Source organism: Vibrio sp. Makdt (assembly GCF_027587015.1).
GTDB lineage: Bacteria > Pseudomonadota > Gammaproteobacteria > Enterobacterales > Vibrionaceae > Vibrio > Vibrio chagasii_B.
In genome coordinates this window covers 1-6,377 of the sequence record NZ_JAPPTH010000052.1, presented here as the reverse complement: position 1 = coordinate 6,377, position 6,377 = coordinate 1, and the positions used below count along the sequence as shown (strand labels likewise).

At 43.1% G+C, this 6,377-nt stretch carries 6 protein-coding genes; 4 read left to right on the top strand and 2 right to left on the bottom strand.

The window, feature by feature from the left end:
• On the bottom strand, positions 1–1,051 hold a 1,051-nt coding region (locus OH460_RS27155; protein ID WP_270000170.1), incomplete at its 3' end, for an HAD-IC family P-type ATPase.
• A gap of 766 nt (positions 1,052–1,817) precedes the next feature.
• Here OH460_RS27155 and gloA point away from each other — a divergent pair.
• Together gloA and OH460_RS27145 are read left to right on the top strand one after the other, a co-directional pair.
• Positions 1,818–2,234, top strand: a complete 417-nt coding sequence (gene gloA, locus OH460_RS27150) for a lactoylglutathione lyase (protein WP_008220190.1) — start codon at positions 1,818–1,820, stop codon at positions 2,232–2,234.
• 466 nt (positions 2,235–2,700) lie between these two features.
• Positions 2,701–3,135, top strand: a complete 435-nt coding sequence (locus OH460_RS27145) for a DUF2753 domain-containing protein (protein ID WP_004741697.1) — start codon at positions 2,701–2,703, stop codon at positions 3,133–3,135.
• A 105-nt stretch (positions 3,136–3,240) separates the two neighbouring features.
• On the opposite strand, the gene motY is transcribed toward OH460_RS27145, so the two are convergent.
• On the bottom strand, positions 3,241–4,122 hold the full coding sequence (gene motY / locus OH460_RS27140; protein WP_032498507.1) for a flagellar protein MotY: 882 nt from the start codon (positions 4,120–4,122) through the stop codon (positions 3,241–3,243).
• A gap of 188 nt (positions 4,123–4,310) precedes the next feature.
• Here motY and rnt point away from each other — a divergent pair, with 188 nt between their 5' ends.
• Together rnt and OH460_RS27130 are read left to right on the top strand one after the other, a co-directional pair.
• Positions 4,311–4,955, top strand: coding sequence for a ribonuclease T (rnt, locus tag OH460_RS27135; RefSeq protein ID WP_017632534.1), 645 nt, complete (start codon positions 4,311–4,313; stop codon positions 4,953–4,955).
• Between the two features lie 64 nt (positions 4,956–5,019).
• Entirely contained in the window at positions 5,020–6,345 is a 1,326-nt protein-coding gene (locus OH460_RS27130) for a Na+/H+ antiporter family protein (RefSeq protein ID WP_061033815.1), read from the top strand.
• Positions 6,346–6,377 lie beyond the last annotated feature (32 nt).

The window sequence follows — 6,377 nt, the reverse complement described above, 5'->3', positions numbered from 1 at the left end:
AGTAACGACCAGAGACATCGTACGCTTTCATTAGCTGCATTTGGTTTTGTGTTAGCGTACCGGTTTTATCTGAACAGATAACGGTTGTAGAACCAAGCGTTTCGATTGCTGCTAGCTGTTTAGCCAAAGCATTATTCTTAACCATCTTAGTCGAGCCCATCGTTAATACGATAGTAACCACCGTTGGTAAGCCTTCAGGAATAGCGGCAACCGATAAAGAGATACCTGTTGTTAGGATTTCTAACCATGGCATACCGTGGTAAACACCGATAGCACAAACAATAGCAACAACCACAAGAGCAACAACCAATAACGCGAGTGCGATGGTGTCCATACGCTCTTGCATTGGTGTTTTCGTCTCTTCCGTTTGGTTCATCATATCAGCGATGTGACCAACTTCAGTTTGCATACCTGTGCTTGTTACAACAGCAAGGCCAGTACCTGTAGTCACGATTGTTGTCATGAAGCCCATGTTCTTCTGATCGCCAAGACCAAGGGTCTCATCTTCAAGGCGTTCAGACTGCTTGTTCACTGGCTCAGATTCACCGGTCAGTGCAGCCTCATCTACCGTCAGACGGTTTGACTCAAGAATACGAACATCAGCAGGCAGAATATCGCCGGTATTAATTTTGATGATGTCACCAGGAACGAGGGTTTTAGCTGGAACACTGATCCATTTACCATCGCGCATCACTTCGGCTTCTGGAGCTGCCATTTCTTTTAGCGCTTCCATCCCTTTCTGAGCTTTAAATTCTTGCCAGAACGCGATACCAGTATTGATAAGGATAATCACTGCAATAGCAATAGCATCAATCGCGTGGCCAGTAGACCAAGAAACGATTGCACCAACAGCTAGAATAAAAATCAGTGGGTTTTTATATTGATGAATATACAGTTCCCACGCAGAAGCTGACTCTTGTGCAGTCAGCTCGTTAGTGCCGTGCTTCTCTAAGCGTGCATCCGCTTCAGAAGTTGATAAACCTGTCGTTTGATCTGCGTTCAGTTCGTTTAAAACATCTGAACTTTGTTGTGTAAACCATTTACTCGTCATTTGAGTACTCCACATCAATGCCTCACGCCGAGGCTAATGTAATAAAATAATACTTATTTTTATATGATAGAAAAAATCGCACAAATCAAAAGTGAATATTTAATCGATTTAGTGCGCTTGAAAAACTATATAGTAAGGATTGTCTATTTAGCAAAGATCGCAAAAGATACACTTGATACACACTTGACAACTACTTTGAAAACACAACCACATCAAACATCAAACATAAAACAAACAATACAAGCCCAAACTATTGTTAAAAAAAGATAAGTACAAAAAATAGACACCCTTTGCACTTTCGTAAAAACCATTGGTTATTAGCGTATTTTATCGAAAATTCCTTAATAACGAAGTAAAGCATCGGAATAACCTTTCTACAAAAAGGGATATGTTGGCGTAATCATAAATTGATAAAATGGAAAGTTAGATGCCAATTGTAAAAACGAAAGTAAATCAGCAACAAGATGGAGATATAAGTCACAATTCAACAACCAAGGTCATTCTTGGCCATTACAAAAAAGACCAACACTCAAAATTACTATTTATGCAAAACTGCGAATTAAGTGCTAGTGACTGACAAATTAACAAGGCCGTCGCCCTTTAATTTCTTGTAATACAAATAAGAAAAAAGGTAGAGAGGGAGAGTAAGATAGATGATGAGAATAAGAAAATATGACCAAACTCATCATCTCTTTGGTGTTGCTTATGAGCTTGCTCATATATAGTGCTATAAAAGAAACAACCAATAACAAGCTAGGAGCAAATCATGTCAAACGGTCGTATTTTACACACCATGCTACGCGTGGGTGATCTAGACAAGTCTATCGAGTTCTACACCAATGTAATGGGCATGCAGCTATTACGTAAGAACGAAAACAAAGAGTACGAATACACACTGGCTTTCGTTGGCTTTGGCGACGAATCTCAAGGCGCTGTAATTGAACTAACGTACAACTGGGGTACGACTGAATACGACCTTGGTTCTGCTTTCGGCCACGTGGCTATCGGTGTTGATGATATCTACACAACGTGTGACGCGATTAAAGCAGCAGGCGGTAACGTGACTCGTGAGCCAGGTCCAGTAAAAGGCGGGTCAACACACATCGCATTCGTTAAGGATCCTGACGGCTACATGATTGAGCTGATTCAAAACAAACAAGCGAGCGCAGGTCTAGAAGGTTAATTCCGAAATACCTTTGCGAGATACGGCTAGAACGCCTAATAAGATAAACAAAGAAGCGAGCACAATGCTCGCTTCTTTTTTATCACTCTCACCATAATCGATATTCTTTACTAGGGCTTGTTGATGTTTTGCGGTTGAATTTTGTTCGAGATAAAAGCGTTTTAATCGCGGCGAGGGAGAAGTAGCCTAGTCATTTAAGCAAGTCTCCCTCAACAAAGAGAAAAACGCTTTTTGCCGAACCCTTTGGGCAGCGTTTGCTGGTTATTAACGACTACGTTATCAACTTCTCTTACAAACAAACGACATATCAAAGCCTCATCCTTCCATGTAAACCCAGCAACTCGCTGCAAAAACAAGCTCAAAAGGTCAACATGCCCTATATATTTTTAACAATCTCATTGATGAAACTTTACATGATAATGATTATCATTTAAATTAAGCACCTATTGATTAATGAGGTAATACAATGATTAGCGAATGGGAAAAACACACGTTACTTGCCGATACTGCATTGCAGCTCGACGATCCTGTACGAAGTATTCTTCATTATCAGCAGGCATTGAACCTAAGTGAGGAAATTACTGAGCGCACAGATATAGAGGCCGATGAGCGGTTACTGATCTCGGTTATATCTTGTCATAACCTTGCACAATTCTGGCGCTGGGCAGGTGATACCGAGTATGAACTTAAGTATCTTCAATTGGCTTCAGAGAAAGTACTGACTCTGATCCCTCAGTGTCCCAATACTCAATGTGCTAGCTTTATTGATTCCATTGGCTGTTGTAAAAAAGCACTTATCGACTTCATGAAACGCCATCCAAACCCTAAAATTGCTTCTATGGTGGAAAAAATCGATACCGCGACCAACTGCGAAATGATCGCTCGCTTTCGCCTCAACTAAGCAAATCCCGTTATAGGCACATATCGAGTTGATTAAACTAAATTTTAGATACAAAAAGCCCGTCATAGTGACGGGCTTTATCATTTAAGGTCTTTCGCTACCAGCTTAGACCTGTGTTCGACCTAGGGAGATAACCACACGTCGGTTCTTATCTTTGCCAATCGGCGAGCTATTATCAGCAATTGGCCGACGCTTACCATAACCTTGCACTTGAATGCGGTCTTCCGGCAAACCAAGAGATTTAAAGTACTCTCTCAAAGACTCGGCTCTTCGTTCTGACAGGTTTTGGCTAATGCCTTTGCTGTCTGCCGAATCGGTGTAGGTTGCAACTAAAACGAGGTCAATGTCTTGGTTATAACGAACATACTCGGCAATCTGACTAAGCCTTTTACGTGACGATTTGTTTAGCTGATCGCTATTACGGTCGTAATGCAAAATAGTGAATGAGATATCTTCGAAGCTGTACGGCAACAAGTTAGCGATACAGTCACTGAACACATTGTATTTCTCTTGGAACAACACCGACGATAACGCCACTTCAATACGCTGATCTCGGCTCTGCCACTCTTGGTAGCTAAATGTTGGGTAGCGCCCTTTCTCTAACTCACTCAAGATACCCCAAGCCGTTTGCCCGCCAACATAACCATCAAATTGCTGGAAGAACTTGATGGTTGTCATGCGATCGGCACTCTCGCCCGGGCGCCAAGGTGGTGGCATCGAGATCAAGCTAACATTACGAGTTGCCCCCATTGGGCGACGCATTTTCAGTTCGAAATCTAAAATGATCTTTTTACTCGCTCGGGATGAGAACTCAGCATCACCGAAGTTAGGGATCGGATGCACTAAGCGGCACTCTAATGGCGTGTTGGCCACCATCTCCCATGTCGACTGTTGAGGAGATGCTCCGTAACGCTTTTCTTGTGCCATGGCTGATGAAGACATAAGTAGCGAAAATAGCATTGAACCTGTTATGAGTTGTTTCTTCATAAAGTGGAGTATCTCTTAAGCAATTCGTTTAACAATGCAGCCAATTGCCGCATTTTTCTCTCGTGTTTAAATATGCAATTATCAAGCCGCAATAGGTTAGGTAATTTAAGATTTATTGCCCTTCCCTAGTTTTTATCACTGCTATTATCTGCAATAATGCAGCCTTAATCACACTTATTTGGGCTAACATGACTGTAGAAAACGAAGCTCTGACCCTAAAAAAACGCTTTCGCGGCTATTTTCCAGTGGTCATCGACGTGGAAACCGCAGGGTTTAACGCTGAAACCGATGCATTATTAGAAATCTGTGCCATTACATTAAAAATGGATGAGAACGGAGATCTGCAGCCTGCATCAACGCTTCATTTTCACATTGAGCCTTTTGAAGGCGCAAATATAGAGCAGGCAGCATTAGACTTTAACGGAATTAAAGACCCATTTAGCCCATTACGTGGTGCTGTGTCGGAACAAGAAGCCCTTAAAGAAATCTACAAGCTAGTGAGAAAAGAACAAAAAGCTTCAGATTGCAGTCGTGCAATCATGGTCGCTCACAATGCAACATTCGATTTAAACTTCGTTAATGCAGCAAGTGAGCGTTGTAAGCTTAAACGCGTCCCGTTCCATCCATTTGCTACATTTGACACTGCAGCTCTTAGTGGTCTTGCCTACGGTCAAACCGTTTTGGCTAAAGCTTGCCGCACTGCAGGGATGGAATTTGACAACAAAGAAGCACACTCTGCTTTGTATGATACGCAAAAAACCACAGAGTTATTTTGCGGCATCGTAAACAAGTGGAAAGCCCTTGGTGGTTGGCCGCTTGTTGACGAAGAATAAAAATAGAGTTGGTAAACGTTCACTCGTATTGCCTTCATAAAGAACACAACATCCCGAGAATAATATGAATCCTGTTGTAATTTCAGTTTGCATCATGCTTGTTTTAGCTTTGATGCGCGTAAACGTAGTCGTTGCTCTGACGTTCAGTGCAATTATCGGTGGCGTAGCCTCTGGTATGAGCTTGAACGACGCAGTCGCGGCTTTCGAAAGTGGATTAGGCGGCGGTGCAACGATTGCACTTAGCTATGCCATGCTTGGTACATTCGCTGTAGCTATCTCACGTTCTGGTATCACAGACTTACTTGCTCAAAGTGTTATTAAACGCATTCACGGCAAAGAGAACAGTGCGGCATCGACTGGTCTTAAATACGGCATCCTTGCGTCTTTGATCTTAGTGACCATGTCTTCGCAAAACGTGATTCCAGTACATATCGCCTTCATCCCAATTTTAATCCCACCTCTATTAGGCGTATTCGCAAAAATGAACCTAGACCGTCGTCTGGTTGCGTGTGTGCTTACTTTTGGTCTGATTACGCCATACATGGTATTGCCGATCGGTTTTGGTGGCATCTTCCTAAACAACATCCTGCTTAAGAACCTTCACGACAACGGCCTTGAAAGCGTCGTTGCGAGCCAAGTTCCAATGGCTATGTTGCTACCAGCTGCGGGTATGATCTTCGGCCTTCTAACGGCAGTGTTCTTCACTTACCGTAAGCCTCGCCAATACAAAGAAACCTCTCACACGATCGTTTCAACTGAAGCAAAACAGATCAACAAGAAGCACATCCTAGTAGCGGCAGCAGGTATTGTTGCAGCACTAACGGTTCAGCTATCGACGGGTTCAATGATCATCGGTGCACTTGCTGGCTTCATGGTATTCACTTTCGGTGGCGTAATTGCTTGGAAAGAGACACAAGACGTCTTCACCAAGGGTGTACATATGATGGCAATGATCGGTTTCATCATGATTGCCGCAGCAGGTTTCGCAGCAGTAATGAAGCAGACAGGTGGCGTTGAATCTTTGGTAGAAGCACTTTCAACAAGCATCGGCGACAACAAGCCTCTAGCTGCACTACTTATGCTAGTGGTTGGTCTATTGGTTACCATGGGTATCGGTTCTTCATTCTCTACGATCCCAATCCTTGCAACTATCTACGTTCCACTAGCGGCAGCATTTGGTTTCTCTCCAATGGCAACTATTGCTCTAGTAGGCACAGCAGCAGCGCTTGGTGATGCTGGTTCTCCGGCTTCTGACTCAACGCTAGGTCCAACGTCTGGTCTTAATGCTGATGGCCAACACGAGCACGTATGGGAAACCGTAGTACCGACGTTCCTGCACTACAACATCCCACTGATCGTATTCGGTTGGATTGCAGCTATGGTTCTGTAGCTTATAACTAGGTTCTATAGTCAGAATCAATG